The 13,215-nt window shown below is 69.1% G+C and carries 16 protein-coding genes; 6 read left to right on the top strand and 10 right to left on the bottom strand.

The features are described 5' to 3' along the window. Positions 1-10: 10 nt before the first annotated feature. From NYP07_RS01935 to NYP07_RS01920, 4 genes are all read left to right on the top strand, one after another. Positions 11-913 carry a ParB/RepB/Spo0J family partition protein gene (locus NYP07_RS01935; protein WP_268146804.1) on the top strand — a complete coding sequence of 301 codons (903 nt, stop codon included), beginning with the start codon at positions 11-13 and terminating at the stop codon, positions 911-913. Between the two features lie 322 nt (positions 914-1,235). After that, on the top strand, positions 1,236-3,158 hold the full coding sequence (locus tag NYP07_RS01930; RefSeq protein ID WP_268146802.1) for a PrkA family serine protein kinase: 1,923 nt from the start codon (positions 1,236-1,238) through the stop codon (positions 3,156-3,158). A gap of 19 nt (positions 3,159-3,177) precedes the next feature. Beyond that, the gene (locus NYP07_RS01925; RefSeq protein ID WP_268146800.1) at positions 3,178-4,458 is read left to right on the top strand and encodes a YeaH/YhbH family protein; all 1,281 of its coding nucleotides are present in this window, start codon (positions 3,178-3,180) and stop codon (positions 4,456-4,458) included. A gap of 89 nt (positions 4,459-4,547) precedes the next feature. Beyond that, a complete protein-coding gene (locus NYP07_RS01920; RefSeq protein WP_268146964.1) occupies positions 4,548-6,056 on the top strand; it encodes a SpoVR family protein in 1,509 nt (502 codons plus the stop codon). Between the two features lie 47 nt (positions 6,057-6,103). Here the strand turns inward: NYP07_RS01920 and NYP07_RS01915 are convergent, their stop codons facing one another. From NYP07_RS01915 to NYP07_RS01885, 7 genes are all read right to left on the bottom strand, one after another. Next, positions 6,104-6,358, bottom strand: coding sequence for a GlsB/YeaQ/YmgE family stress response membrane protein (locus NYP07_RS01915; protein ID WP_268146798.1), 255 nt, complete (start codon positions 6,356-6,358; stop codon positions 6,104-6,106). 116 nt (positions 6,359-6,474) lie between these two features. After that, positions 6,475-7,173 (bottom strand): ArsR/SmtB family transcription factor, encoded by a 699-nt coding sequence (locus tag NYP07_RS01910; RefSeq protein ID WP_268146795.1) that lies wholly within the window; start codon positions 7,171-7,173, stop codon positions 6,475-6,477. Then, positions 7,170-7,493 (bottom strand): antibiotic biosynthesis monooxygenase family protein, encoded by a 324-nt coding sequence (locus NYP07_RS01905; RefSeq protein ID WP_268146793.1) that lies wholly within the window; start codon positions 7,491-7,493, stop codon positions 7,170-7,172. The genes NYP07_RS01910 and NYP07_RS01905 overlap by 4 nt, the downstream gene beginning before the upstream one ends. After that, complete coding sequence (locus NYP07_RS01900) at positions 7,490-7,801, bottom strand: NIPSNAP family protein (protein ID WP_268146791.1); 312 nt, start codon at positions 7,799-7,801, stop codon at positions 7,490-7,492. The genes NYP07_RS01905 and NYP07_RS01900 overlap by 4 nt, the downstream gene beginning before the upstream one ends. An 82-nt stretch (positions 7,802-7,883) precedes the next feature. Beyond that, complete coding sequence (locus NYP07_RS01895) at positions 7,884-8,282, bottom strand: VOC family protein (protein WP_268146788.1); 399 nt, start codon at positions 8,280-8,282, stop codon at positions 7,884-7,886. A 92-nt stretch (positions 8,283-8,374) separates the two neighbouring features. Next, positions 8,375-9,802: a cytochrome P450 gene (locus NYP07_RS01890; RefSeq protein WP_268146786.1), complete on the bottom strand. Its 1,428-nt coding sequence runs from the start codon at positions 9,800-9,802 to the stop codon at positions 8,375-8,377. A gap of 39 nt (positions 9,803-9,841) precedes the next feature. Continuing rightward, the gene (locus NYP07_RS01885) at positions 9,842-11,257 is read right to left on the bottom strand and encodes an FAD-binding oxidoreductase (protein WP_268146784.1); all 1,416 of its coding nucleotides are present in this window, start codon (positions 11,255-11,257) and stop codon (positions 9,842-9,844) included. Between the two features lie 91 nt (positions 11,258-11,348). Between NYP07_RS01885 and NYP07_RS01880 the strand changes: the two genes are divergently transcribed. Together NYP07_RS01880 and NYP07_RS01875 are read left to right on the top strand one after the other, a co-directional pair. After that, positions 11,349-11,582, top strand: coding sequence for a hypothetical protein (locus NYP07_RS01880; RefSeq protein WP_268146782.1), 234 nt, complete (start codon positions 11,349-11,351; stop codon positions 11,580-11,582). 37 nt (positions 11,583-11,619) lie between these two features. After that, positions 11,620-12,204: a cob(I)yrinic acid a,c-diamide adenosyltransferase gene (locus NYP07_RS01875; RefSeq protein WP_268146780.1), complete on the top strand. Its 585-nt coding sequence runs from the start codon at positions 11,620-11,622 to the stop codon at positions 12,202-12,204. 1 nt (position 12,205) lies between these two features. On the opposite strand, the gene NYP07_RS01870 is transcribed toward NYP07_RS01875, so the two are convergent. From NYP07_RS01870 to NYP07_RS01860, 3 genes are read right to left on the bottom strand one after another with little or no spacing between them, the layout of a single operon-like run. Then, the gene (locus NYP07_RS01870) at positions 12,206-12,505 is read right to left on the bottom strand and encodes a hypothetical protein (RefSeq protein WP_268146778.1); all 300 of its coding nucleotides are present in this window, start codon (positions 12,503-12,505) and stop codon (positions 12,206-12,208) included. Next, a complete protein-coding gene (locus NYP07_RS01865; protein WP_268146776.1) occupies positions 12,502-12,891 on the bottom strand; it encodes a phage holin family protein in 390 nt (129 codons plus the stop codon). Before NYP07_RS01865 ends, NYP07_RS01870 begins: the two co-directional genes overlap by 4 nt. Then, complete coding sequence (locus NYP07_RS01860) at positions 12,888-13,196, bottom strand: ElaB/YgaM/YqjD family protein (protein ID WP_268146774.1); 309 nt, start codon at positions 13,194-13,196, stop codon at positions 12,888-12,890. Before NYP07_RS01860 ends, NYP07_RS01865 begins: the two co-directional genes overlap by 4 nt. Between the last annotated feature and the right edge of the window lie 19 nt (positions 13,197-13,215).

The following is a 13,215-nucleotide window of genomic DNA, read 5'->3' as shown; positions in this document are numbered from 1 at the left end:
ATCCGCGCCCATGGCGACCAAGAAACCCAAAGGCCTCGGCCTCGGCCTCGAAGCCCTGCTCGGCCCCAAAGTCAGCGACACCCCCGCGCCCGAGCGCGACGGCGCGCCCGGCACGCTGAAGCTCGAACAGCTGCAGGCCGGCAAATACCAGCCGCGCACGCGCATGGACGAGGGCTCGCTGTACGAGCTGGCCGAGAGCATCAAGGCCCAGGGCATCATGCAGCCGATCCTGGTTCGCCCGATCGCGCCTCATGGCGGCGTGGCCTACGAGATCATCGCCGGCGAACGCCGCTTCCGTGCGGCACGCCTCGCAGGCCTGCGCGAGGTGCCGGTGCTGGTGAAGGCCGTGCCGGACGAATCCGCCGCCGCGATGGCGCTGATCGAGAACATCCAGCGCGAGGACCTCAACCCGCTGGAAGAGGCCCAGGGCCTGAAGCGCCTGACCGACGAGTTCGGCCTCACGCACGAGCAGGCGGCGCAGGCCGTCGGCCGCTCGCGCAGCGCGGCGAGCAATCTGCTGCGCCTGCTCAACCTCAGCACGCCGGTGCAGAACATGCTGATGGCCGGCGACCTGGACATGGGCCACGCCCGCGCGCTGCTGCCGCTGGAAGGCGCCGCCCAGATCACGACGGCCAGCGAGATCGCGGCCAAGAAGCTCAGCGTGCGCGAGGCCGAGAAGCTGGTCGCCAAGGCCCAGGGCGCCGCGCGCCAGGCGCCGCTGCTGCGCGTGAAGGGCGACAAGAGCCGCGACGTGCTGAGGCTGGAAGAGGAACTCGCCGACGCCCTCGGCGCCACCGTCGAGGTGCGCGTGAAGAAGCGCAGCAAGCGCGGCGGCCAGAGCGGCGAGCTGGCCATCCATTTCGACTCGCTGGACGCGCTCTCGGGCATCCTCGACCGGCTGCGCGGCGGCTGAAACCGGCCCTTGCGCAGGCCTGTCTGCGCACGGCCACAAGGCCCCCACGTTCGTGTGGTTTGCCCGAAAAGTGCCAGGTCTTGCCTGGCCGGCGGGCGTATGCTGGACCGGCACCTGTCAACGAAAAGCCGAGCTCGTTTGTTGGTGGGTGTAGGGCGGCTTATTCTTGAGACCGCCCTGTCGCCGGCGGCAGCACGCTGGCGGCAAGCCGAGCGGAGAGTTCTGATGACGCCTTGCAGTTGAGGCGCGATCAGAACCCCCCAGCCAGCCCGGGCACGGATCGTGCTCGCGCCCTGTGGAGTTCAAACCGCAGGAGGTCGGCATGGACGTCATCAGCCATTTCGCAGCGCGCTACGAGCGCAGCAAGGTCGAGGAACTCTCCCTGGAGGACTACCTCGCCGAGTGCAAGAAGAACCCCCTCGCCTACGCGACGGCCGCCGAGCGCATGCTGCAGGCCATCGGCGAGCCGCAGATGCTCGACACGCGCAACGACCCGCGGCTGTCGCGCCTCTTTGCGAACAAGACGATCAAGATCTACCCGGCCTTCGCCGAGTTCTACGGGCTGGAGGAAGCGATCGAGCAGGTCGTCTCCTACTTCCGCCACGCAGCCCAGGGGCTCGAAGAGAAGAAGCAGATCCTCTACCTGCTCGGCCCGGTCGGCGGCGGCAAGAGCTCCATCGCCGAGCGGCTCAAGCAGCTGATGGAGCAGGTGCCCTTCTACTCGCTGGCCGGCTCGCCGGTGAACGAGAGCCCGCTCGGCCTCTTTGACTTCGTCGAGGACGGCCCGTTGCTGGAACGCGACTACGGCATCCCGCGCCGCTACCTCAACCGCATCCTCAGCCCCTGGGCCGTGAAGCGCCTCGACGAGTTCGGCGGCGACATCCGCAAGTTCAAGGTCGTCAAGCGCTACCCGAGCGTGCTCAAGCAGATCGGCGTGTCCAAGACGGAGCCGGGCGACGAGAACAACCAGGACATCTCCAGCCTCGTCGGCAAGGTCGACATCCGCAAGCTCGAGACCTATGCGCAGGACGACCCCGACGCCTACAGCTACTCTGGTGGCCTGTGCCTGGCGAACCAGGGCCTGCTCGAATTCGTCGAGATGTTCAAGGCGCCCATCAAGGTGCTGCACCCGCTGCTGACGGCCACGCAGGAGGGCAACTACAAGGGCACCGAGGGCTTCGGCGCGATTCCCTTCGACGGCATCATCCTCGCGCACAGCAACGAGAGCGAGTGGAAGACCTTCCGCAACAACAAGAACAACGAGGCCTTCCTCGACCGCGTCTACATCGTCAAGGTGCCCTACTGCCTGCGCGTCAGCGAGGAGGTCAAGATCTACGAGAAGCTGATCCGCGGCTCGTCCCTGGCCGAGGCCAAGTGTGCGCCGGGCACGCTGAAGATGATGAGCCAGTTCGCGGTGCTGACGCGCCTGAAGGAGCCTGAGAACTCGTCGCTGTACTCCAAGATGCAGATCTACGACGGCGAGAACCTGAAGGACACCGACCCGCGCGCCAAGAGCTACCAGGAGTACCGCGACTACGCCGGCGTCGACGAAGGCATGAGCGGCATCAGCACCCGCTTCGCCTACAAGATCCTGTCCAAGGTCTTCAACTTCGACCCGGCCGAGGTGGCCGCCAACCCGGTGCACCTGATGTACGTGCTGGAGCAGCAGATCGAGCGCGAGCAGTTCCCCAAGGAGCAGGAGGAGAAGTTCGTCGGCTTCATCAAGGAGCAGCTCTCGCCGCGCTACGCCGAGTTCATCGGCAAGGAGATCCAGACCGCCTACCTGGAAAGCTATAGCGAGTACGGCCAGAACATCTTCGACCGCTACGTGACCTATGCCGACTACTGGATCCAGGACCAGGAATACCGCGACACCGACACCGGCGAGGTCTTCGACCGCGCGGCGCTGAACGCCGAGCTCGAGAAGATCGAGAAGCCCGCCGGCATCTCCAACCCCAAGGACTTCCGCAACGAGATCGTCAACTTCGTGCTGCGCGCGCGCGCCAACAACGCCGGCAAGAACCCGAACTGGACCAGCTACGAGAAGCTGCGCACCGTCATCGAGAAGAAGATGTTCTCCAACACCGAGGAGCTGCTGCCCGTCATCAGCTTCAATGCCAAGGCCAGCGCCGAGGACGCCAAGAAGCACGAGAACTTCGTGCAGCGCATGGTGGACAAGGGCTACACGGCCAAGCAGGTGCGGCTGTTGTGCGAGTGGTATTTGAGGGTGCGCAAGTCCAGCTGAGCAGAAAGCAGGTCGCTCGATGTCGCTTCAGCAAATCATCGATAGACGGCTGTCGGGCAAGAACAAGTCCATCGGCAACCGCGAGCGCTTCCTGCGCCGCCACAAGGAGCAGATCCGCGAGGCGGTGAAGCGCGCGGTCGACGGCCGCGGCATCCGCGACATGGAGCGCGGCGAGGACGTGCACATCCCGAAGCGCGACCTCAGCGAACCCGTCTTCGGCCATGGCGACGGCGGCATCCGCGAGGTCGTGCGGCCGGGCAACCAGGAGTATGTGAAGGGCGACCGCATCGCCAAGCCGAAGGGTGGACAAGGCGGGCAGGGCGGAGGCGGCCAGGCCAGCGACCAGGGCGAGGGCGAGGACGACTTCGTCTTCCACCTCAGCAAGGAAGAATTCATGCAGGTCTTCTTCGAGGACCTGGCCCTGCCCAACCTCGCCCGCACGACGCTGGCCGACACGCCTGAGTGGCGCTCGCAGCGCGCCGGCTTCGTGTCCGACGGCACGCCCACCAATCTGCATGTCGTGCGCTCCATGCGCGGCGCCCTCGGCCGCCGCATCGCGCTGGGCATGGACAAGCGCCGCGAACTGCACGAGCTCGAAGCCCGCGAGCAGGAGCTGCTGAAGGAAGACCGCCCCGAGACACCGCGCCTGCTGGCCGAGACGCGCGCGCGCATCCAGCATCTGCGCGAGCGCATCAACGCCATCCCCTTCCTCGACCCCATCGACCTGCGCTTCCGCGCCCGCGTGCGCATCCCGGTGCCGACGACGCGCGCCGTCATGTTCTGCCTGATGGACGTGTCCGGCTCGATGGACGAAGGCCGCAAGGACCTGGCCAAGCGCTTCTTCATCCTGCTATACCTCTTCCTGACGCGGCACTACGAGAAGATCGACGTCGTCTTCATCCGCCACCACACGCAGGCCCAGGAGGTGGACGAGCAGAACTTCTTCCACGCGACCGAGACCGGCGGCACCGTCGTGTCCAGCGCGCTGGTGCTGATGGAGCAGATCATCCGCGAGCGCTACTCGCCGACCGAGTGGAACATCTACGGCGCGCAGGCCAGCGACGGCGACAACTGGCACCACGACAGCGGTCGCTGCCGCGAGCTGCTGCAGGACAAGCTGCTGCCGCTGTGCCGCTACTTCGCCTATGTGCAGGTGGCCGAGCCCGAGCAGAACCTCTGGGAGGAATACCAGAAGCTCAGCGAGGAGGTCGGCCACTTCGCGATGCGCAAGGCCGTCGAGGCGTCCGAGATCTACCCGGTCTTCCGCGAGCTGTTCAAGAAAGAGGGGGCCGCGGCATGAGCTGCAAGGAGGATCGCCGTCAGATCGAGCGTGCCGCGGTGCCGCCGCCCGGCGTGACCGAGCGCCGCCAGCGCCAGCCGCTGCGCCAGATGAAGCCGTTGCAGGCGCGGCCGAGCCAGCCCCTGCCTTCGCCCAACGACTGGAGCTTCGAGCTCATCGACGAATACCACGAGGTCATCCGCAAGACCGCCGAGCGCTTCGGCCTGGACACCTATGCCAACCAGCTCGAGGTCATCACCGCCGAGCAGATGATGGACGCCTATGCGTCGGTCGGCATGCCGGTGAACTACCGCCACTGGAGCTATGGCAAGGAGTTCATCGCCACCGAACGCAGCTACAAGCGCGGCCAGATGGGTCTGGCCTACGAGATCGTCATCAACTCAGACCCCTGCATCGCCTATCTGATGGAGGAGAACACGCTGGCCATGCAGGCCCTGGTCATCGCCCATGCCTGCTACGGACATAACTCATTCTTCAAAGGCAACTACCTGTTCCGCATGTGGACGGATGCCTCGTCCATCATCGACTACCTCGTCTACGCGAAGAACTACGTGGCCGACTGCGAGGAGCGCCACGGGCTGGACGCCGTCGAGGCGCTGCTGGACAGCTGCCACGCGCTGATGAACCACGGCGTGGACCGCTACCGCCGGCCGGCCAAGCTGTCGCTGGCCGAGGAGCGTGCGCGGCTGAAGGACCGCGAGCACCACGCGCAGCTGCAGATCAACGACCTCTGGCGCACGCTGCCCAGGAAGCCCGACCGCCCCGACGAGGCGGCCGAGAGCCGCCGCTTCCCCGACGAGCCGCAGGAAAACCTGCTCTACTTCATCGAGAAGAACGCGCCGCTGCTGGAGCCCTGGCAGCGCGAGATCGTCCGCATCGTGCGCAAGATCGCGCAGTATTTCTATCCGCAGCGCCAGACCCAGGTCATGAACGAGGGCTGGGCCACCTTCTGGCACCACCGGCTGCTGAACCAGATGTACGACGACGGCTATCTGTCGGACGGCATGATGATCGAGTGGCTCAAGTCCCACACCAATGTCATCTACCAGCAGCCGGGCGCCAACCTCAACCCCTATGCGCTGGGCTTTGCGATGTACACCGACATCAAGCGCATCTGCGAGAGCCCGACCGACGAGGACCGCGCCTGGTTCCCCGACATCGCCGGCTGCGACTGGTTGCCCACGCTCGACCACGCGATGCGCAACTTCAAGGACGAGAGCTTCATCGGCCAGTACCTGAGCCCGAAGATCATGCGCGACTTCCGCCTCTTCGCCATCCTCGACGACGAGACCAAGAACGAGTACGAGATCTCCGCCATTCACGACGAAGGCGGCTACCGCCACCTGCGCCAGGCGCTGTCGCGCCAGTACGACCTGTCCACCCGCGAGCCCAACATCCAGGTCTGGAACGTGAACCTGCGCGGCGACCGGTCGCTGACGCTGCGCCACCAGCAGCACCTGAACCGCCCGCTGCACGACAGCGCGCAGGAAGTGCTGAAGCACGTCGGCCGGCTGTGGGGCTTTGCCGTCAACCTCGAAAGCGTGAACGGCCGCGGCGACGTGACGCGGCGCTGGAACGTGCCGGCCCAGGTGGGCTGAATACCGGGGTCTTGCGGCCCGGCGTATCCGCCGGGCCGGGTTCTGTTTCAGTGCACGAAATGGTTCCAGACGTACAGCAGGATCAGGGCACCGACGACGGACAGGATCAGGCCCGCGGGGTGCACGATGGCGCCATCGGCCGGCTGGCTGAAGAGGCGCGCGATGAAGCCGCCGACGAAGGAGCCCGCGATGCCCAGCACGCCGGTCATCAGCAGGCCCAGATGCTCGGAGCCCGGCATGATGAACCGGGCAATCGCGCCGACCACGACGCCGACGATGAACATCCACAGGTAATGCAGCATGAAAACCTCTCGTTCCTAGGGTTGCAGGGAGAAAGCTCGACAAGCGCCGCACCCGTCATGCAAGCGCGGCCGGCCGATCTTAGGCAGCTCCGGCCCGCCGGCACCGAGGCGAATCCCTAGACGAGATCCGCGCAGGCCTTCAGCTTCAGCGTTCCGACCGGCGTCAGCGCCAGCTCGCGCGACGCCGCGCTGCGCCGCAGCCAGCCCTTGTCCACCATCGCGTCCAGCCACGCGACGGCCAGCGGCCCCGCGAAATGGTCGCGGCGCTCGGACCAGTCCACGCAGTCGTAGAGCACCCGCCCCGTCGCGGCGAAGCCCTCGGGCATCAGCTCGGCAAGGGCCTCGCGCCCCGCTTCGCTGAGCTCGTAGCGGCCGTCCGGCGCCGCCTTCACCCAGGCCCTGGCCAGCAGCGTCTCGCGCCACTGAACGCCCAGCTCGCCGGCCAGATGGCCATAGCAGCTGCGCGCATGGCGCAGGCCGCGCATCGCGGGCCGCTGCCAGCGCCGCAGGTCGGCCGCCGGCTCGTCGCCGCCGTCGCGGCGGTCCGCCACGCGCAGCAGCGCCTCCAGCGCATGGGCCACGTCGCCATCGGCCAGGCCGAAGTAGCGATGCCGCCCCTGCGGGCGCACGCGCGCCAGGCCTTCGTCGACCAGCAGCTTCAGATGGGCCGACATGGTCGCGGCGCTGACGCCCGCATGCGCGGCCAGCTCGCCGGCCGTGTGCAGGCGGCCGTCGAGCAGCCGGGCCAGCGTGCGTGCCCGCGTGGGGTCGGCAATGGCCGCGGCAACGCGCGCAAGACGCGGCTCCGCGCTCATCCCGGCACCTGCTCGCGCTCGTTCAGGCCGTAGTCGCGCACGACATGGGCGACGCGCAGCCGGTAGTCGGCGAACAAGCCGCCGCGGCCGGCCGCCTGGGCCTCGCGGTGGCGTTCCATCTCGCGCCAGCCGCGCACGGCCTCTTCGTCGCGCCAGAAGGACAGCGACAGCAGCTTGTCCGGCTGCGCCAGGCTCTGGAAGCGCTCCACCGAGATGAAGCCGTCCATGCGCTCCAACAGCGGCTTCAAGGCCGCGGCATGGTCAAGGTAGGCCTGACGGCCCTCGGCCGTGGGCTGCACTTCGAAGATGACGGCGATCATGGGCGCACATCCTCACAGAAAGTACGCTCCTCGCGCAGGATGAAGCGCTGCTGCTGCGCGAACTCGAAGTTGGCCCGCGCCTCGGGGTCGGCCTTGAGCCGCGCGCGGTAGGCCTCGTAGTCGGCCAGCGAGTCGAAGCCGACCAGGCCCCAGGCCTCGTCGTTCGTACCCTCCCAGGGCAGCCAGTAGCCCAGCAGCCGGCCGCCGAGGCGGGGAATGATGCGGCCCCAGTTGCCGGCGTAGCGGCGGAAGGCTTCGCGCTGGAAGGGATCGATCTCGTAGCGGATGAAGCAGGTGATGGCGGGCATGGCGGCTCCTGTTGCGATGCCCGTCACTGTGCGGCGCGCCGGGGCGCGGACGCTTAGGCGCGCAACGAAGCGTCTCAAGCTCTCAGGTCTTGGGCACGCGGTAGACCGCGCAGAGCTTGTTGCCGTCCGGATCGCGCACATAGGCCAGGTGCATGGCGCCCATCGCGCTCTCGCGCAGGCCCGGCGGCTCTTCGATGGGCTGGCCGCCGTGGGCCACGGCCACGTCGTGGAAGGTCTTGACCTGCTCGGCCGACTCGCACTTGAAGCCGACGGTGCCGCCGTTGGCATGGCAGGCCGGCTCGCCGTTGATGGGCTGGCTGATGGCGAAGCTGTTGCCCGCATGGCGGTAGAACACCCGCTGGTGGCCTTTGGGCCCCGTGTTCGGAAAGCCCGCGGGGGCGCCGAGCACGGCCAGCACCGCGTCGTAGAAGCGCTTGCTGCGCTCGATGTCGTTGCTGCCGACCATGATGTGGTTGAACATCGCTTGTTCTCCTCGGAACGGTTGGAACGGGCGGATTGTGGGCAATCCGGGCGGGCCGCATGGCGCGCCGGCCGAATCCCCGGGTCGGCCGCTCAGCCGCGCAGGCCCAGCCGCATCGACAGCCCCACCGGCCCCATGGCCAGCTGCAGGCGCTCGCGCGGCGCCTGACCGTCGGGCGTGTCGACGGCGGCGATGTCGAAATGGCGCAGCAGCAGCGCGCAGGCCAGCTTGATCTCCATCAGCGCCAGATAGCGCCCCGGGCAGATGCGCGGCCCGGCGCCGAAGGGCATGGACAGGCGCTTGGCCGCGCCGGCCTGCCTGGCGTCGGCCAGCCAGCGGTCGGGGTCGAATTCGGCCGCATCGCGCAAGTGGCGCTCGCTGACGGCATCGCGCCGCATCACGGCCATGACGATCATGCCGGCCGGCACCGCCACATCGCCGACCTGCGTGTCGTGCACGGCCTGCATCGTGTTGATGGGCGCGACCGGGCGCAGCCGCATCGTCTCGTGGGCGCAAGCCTCGACGAAGTCCAGCCGGCCCAGCTGCTCCAGGTCCGGCAGGGCCGCGCCGGCCAGCACGCCGTCCACCTCGGCCCGCGCGCGGGCCAGGGCCGCGGGATGGCGCGACAGCAGCCAGATCAGCCAGGCCAGCGTGTTGGCCGTCGTGTCCTCGCCGGCCAGCAGCATCGTCAGCACATTGCCGGCCACCTGCTCGTCGTCGATGCCGCTGCCGGGCTCGTCGGCCGCCACCAGCATGGCCTCCAGCAGATTGCCCGGCTCGCGGTGCAGGCCCGGGTCGGCGGCCAGGCGTGCCCGCGCCTTGGCGATGAAGCCCTGCACGGCGACATCGATCTCGGCCACGCTGCGCACCAGCGCGCGGTCCTCGGCCGAAGGCCACCAGCGCCAGATCGGCAGCGGCAGGAACAGGCGCTTGGACAGCATCGGGAAGATGCGGTTCAGGTGGCGCTGGATGATGTCCTCGTCGGACTGCAGCGTGTTCACGTCCTCGCCGAACGCCAGCCCGGCCACGGCGTCCACCGTGAAGCGCATCAGGTCGGCCTGCAGCTCGATGCGGCGGTCCGCGCGGGCGGCGTCCTGCCAGCGCCCCACCAGGCGCCCGGCCACGCGCAGCAGGGCCGGGTAGTAGCGCTTCACATGCACCGGGTCGAAGCCGGCCATGACCATGCGGCGCTGGCGCTTCCAGACCTCGCCGTTGGACGCGAACAGGCCCGCGCTCAGCCCCATCTCGCGGCCCACGTCCTCCAGCCTCTGCGTGCGCCGGAAGCCATCCGGCCGGTCGCGCAGCGCGATGCCGATCAGCTCATGGTCGCCGACGACGACGACGCGCCGCTTGCCCAGCCTGAGCTTGAACAGCGGCCCGAACTCCTCGCACCAGGCCTCGACCTGCTGGTGCACCCGCGGCGAGTCGATCTGCAGCAGATTGCCGAGCACCGGCAGGCCGCGCGGGCCGGGCAGGTCGTCGAAGCGGCGCAGCGCGCAGGGAGCGGTGGTGCTGTCCATCCGGCCGAGTTTAGGAATCCGGCCCGGCTTCGGCCTCGTTCAGTTTGTGGAGGCGAAGACCTTGCCCGGGTTGAAGATGCCGAGCGGATCCAGCGCCGCCTTCACGGCCCGCATCATCGCCACGGCCTCCGGCCCCGCCTCGTCGAGCAGGAAGCCCTGCTTGTGCAGCCCGATGCCGTGCTCGCCGGTGCAGGTACCCTCCAGCGCAATCGCCCGCGCCACCATCTGCGCGCTCAGGCGCTCGGCCGTCGCCAGTTCGTCGGGCTTGGCCGGGTCCAGCAGATAGGCCATGTGGAAATTGCCGTCGCCGACATGGCCGACGATGAAATAGGGCAGGCCGGCGGCCTCGACCTCATCGATGGACGCGTTGATGTTCTCGGCCAGGCGCGAGATGGGCACGCAGGTGTCCGTCGTCACCGCGCGGCAGCCCGGTCGCATCTGCAGGCCCGACAGATAGGCATGGTGGCGGGCCGTCCACAGCCGCGTGCGCGCCTCGGGCGTCGTGGCCCATTCGAAGGCCTCGCCGCCATGGTCGGCGGCAATGTCCTGCACGACGGCCGCCTGCTCGGCCACGCCGGCCTCGCTGCCGTGGAACTCCATCAGCAGCATGGAGGCTTCCTTCAGTCCCAGCTTGTCGTGCGCGTTGACGGCACGCAGCGCGTTCGCGTCCAGCAGCTCGCAGCGCGCGATGGGCACGCCGATCTGGATGATCTGCATGGCCGTGCGCACGGCCGCGTCGATGCCGGGGAAGAAGCAGATCGCCGCCGAGACGGCCTCGGGCAGCGGATGCACCTTGACCGTCAGCTCGGTGATGACGCCCAGCGTGCCTTCGCTGCCGACCAGCAGGCGCGTCAGGTCGTAGCCGGCGCTGCTCTTCCTCGCCCGCGAGCCGCTGCGCACGATCTCGCCGTTCGCATTGACGAAACGCAGGCCCAGCACGTTCTCGCGCATCGTGCCGTAGCGCACCGCGTTCGTGCCGCTGGCGCGCGTGGCGGCCATGCCGCCCAGGCTGGCGTCGGCGCCGGGGTCGATGGGGAAGAACAGACCCTCGTGCTTCAAGGCCTCGTTCAGCGCCTTGCGCGTGACGCCGGGCTGCACGGTCACGGTCAGGTCCTCGGCGGCGATGCGCAGGATGCGGTTCATGCGCGACACGTCCAGGCTGATGCCGCCGCGCACGGCCAGCAGATGGCCCTCCAGCGACGAGCCCGCGCCATAGGGGATGACGGGCACACGGTGGGCCGCGCACAGCGCGACGACGCGCGCGACCTCGGCCTCGCTCTCGGCGAACACGACGGCCTGCGGCGGCGGCATGTCGAAGACGGACTCGTCGCGGCCATGCTGCTCGCGCACGGCCAGGGCCGTCGAGCAGCGCCCGGCGAATTCGGCATGCAGCGCGGACAGCAGGCCTTCAGGCAGCGGCGGCGCGACGGCGACGGGGTGGGCGGGCGCGTTCATCGGCGGGTCTCCTGATGCAGATCAGCCGATTGTGTTGCAGCGCGGCGCCGACGGTGCCAGCATCGGGCTGTCCACACCGGGAGCAACTTCCATGACCCTGACCTGGCTGCTGCTGATCCTGGCCGTCGCGCTGATCGCGCTCGGCGCCCTGCGCTTCGACATGCTGGTGGCCCGCTGGCGTGAATTGATGGGCCAGCCACAGGCCGGGCAAGAGCCCCCGCGGGCCGGCCCCCTCGTCGAACAGCTGCCCGAGAACCCCGGCCTGCACCCGCACGCCGCGCCGGCGCGCAAGCCCGGCTTCCATCGCAGCGGCAGACGCCACTGAGGACAATGGCGGCCTCCCAACCCTTGCAGACCGCCACATGGGCAACCGCCTCTCCCAGATCGCCACCCGCACCGGCGACGACGGCACGACCGGCCTCTCCGACGGCAGCCGCGTGCCCAAGAACCACCTGCGCGTGCAGGCCATGGGCGACGTCGACGAGCTCAATTCCAACCTCGGCCTGCTGCTGGCCGAGCCCCTGCCCGACGACATCCGCGAGTTGCTGATCACGATCCAGCACGAGCTCTTCAACCTCGGCGGCGAACTCTCCTGGCCGGGTGGCCAGCTGCTGAAGGACGCCGCCGTGCTGCGCCTGGACGAGGCGCTGGAGCACTACAACGCGGCGCTGCCGCGGCTCAAGGAATTCATCCTGCCGGCCGGCACGCGCAGCGCGGCCATTTCCCATGTCTGCCGCACCGTGGCCCGCCGCGCCGAACGCGCCGTCATCACGCTGGCCGCCAGCGAGACCCTGCACGCCGCGCCGCGCCAGTACCTGAACCGGCTGTCCGACCTGCTCTTCGTGCTGGCCCGCGTGCTGAACCGCGCCAACCTCGACGGGCTGGGCGGCGACGACGTCTATTGGCAGAGCGAGAGGATGAAGCGGCTGGACGCGGCCGAGAACTGAATCAAGGCTTGCGCCGCCAGATCCGCCAGGCCAGCAGCCCCCAGCGCAGCGCCTGCATCCAGCGGCCACGGCGGCGGCCCGACCCGGCCATGAAGGCCGCGCCCAGCGCCCCTGCCGTCCGCACCCAGGGGTCGGCCAGCTGGGCCCGCAGCCACAGCCAGCGGCGGCCCCAATGGTCTGCCCGCTGGCCCAGGTCGTCCACGGCCAGCACGGCCTGGCCGCGCAGCAGCTGGGAGGCCATCAGCAGGTCGGCCTTGCGCTGGGCGCGCCGGGCCGGGTCCTCGGGGATGCGCGGGATCATGGCGTGCGGCGGTGCAGGGTGTCGGCATCGTCGCGCAGCTCGGCCAGGCTGGCCTGGAAGAGCGTCGCGGGCTGGGCGGCCAGGGCCTTGAGCCGGCGCACGGCCAGCGCGGCCGCGACCACCAGCACGCCGCTGGCCGCACCCAGCGCCAGCAGCGGATGGCTGTCCCACAGCGCGACGACGGCCAGCACCAGCAGCATCAGCACGGCGAAGCCGGCCAGCAGCGCGGCCAGCACGGCCCACAGCACCAGGCCGGCAATGCGCTCCTTCTCCTCCTGGACCTCGACGGCCAGCAGCTCGAGCCGGATGCGGCCCAGCGTCAGCAGCGAGGCGCCGAGTCGACGCAGCGGGCCGGAAACCGGCTCGCGCTCGGGCGTCGTGCTCAACGGCGGCCGATCAGCACGCCCAAGGCCAGGCCGATGGCCGCGGCGACGCCGATGGCCTGCCAGGGGTTGTCGTGCACATAGTCATCGGTGGCCGTGGCCGCGGCCCTGGCGCGCCGCACGGCCTCGTGCTGGGCGTCGAGCAGCCTTTCCCTCGCATCGTCCAGGCGCTCGCGGATGCGTGCGCGCAAGGCCTTGGCTTCGCCTTCGGCCTGGCTGCCCGTGGCCGTCATCAGCGAGTCGATGTCGTCCATGACGGCGCGGAAGTCCGCGGCCAGCTTTTCCTTCGCCAGGGTGGTGTCACTCATCGCAAGCTCCTCGGTCGGA

The sequence above is a fragment of the Pelomonas aquatica genome (assembly GCF_026712205.1).
Classification (GTDB): Bacteria; Pseudomonadota; Gammaproteobacteria; order Burkholderiales; family Burkholderiaceae_C; genus Pelomonas; species Pelomonas aquatica.
This window is presented reverse-complemented; position numbering and strand designations above follow the sequence as displayed.